Source organism: Pseudomonas tremae (genome assembly GCF_001401155.1).
In the GTDB taxonomy this organism is placed as follows: Bacteria; Pseudomonadota; Gammaproteobacteria; order Pseudomonadales; family Pseudomonadaceae; genus Aquipseudomonas; species Aquipseudomonas tremae.
The window spans coordinates 1-283 of the sequence record NZ_LJRO01000288.1 but is presented as its reverse complement, the minus strand read 5'-3'; the positions used below and the strand labels follow the sequence as shown (position 1 = coordinate 283).

Genomic DNA, 283 nt, shown 5'->3' with positions numbered 1-283 from the left:
CCGGTGCATGCGGATCAGCCGGATATCGACGTCTTGCTGCTCGATTATCCGGACTACAACCTGGGTGAGTTCGGTGCGCGGGGCATCGGCGAAATCGGTGTGACCGGGCTTGCAGCTGCCGTGGCCAATGCGGTGTATCACGCGACCGGCAAACGGGTGCGCAGCCTGCCGATCAGCAAGGAAAAACTGATGGCGGGGTTGTAGCAATGAAACAGCTCGATTTGCAGGTGGTGCAACAGGCTCGTGACTGGCTGGCTGGCGGCAAAGCCGTCTGGCTATGCAC

The 283-nt window shown here is 60.8% G+C and carries 1 protein-coding gene; it reads left to right on the top strand.

From position 1 onward, the window contains the following. Window positions 1-204: hypothetical protein (locus tag ALO43_RS16800; RefSeq protein WP_157062318.1), on the top strand; the 204-nt coding region annotated here is incomplete at its 5' end. Window positions 205-283 lie beyond the last annotated feature (79 nt).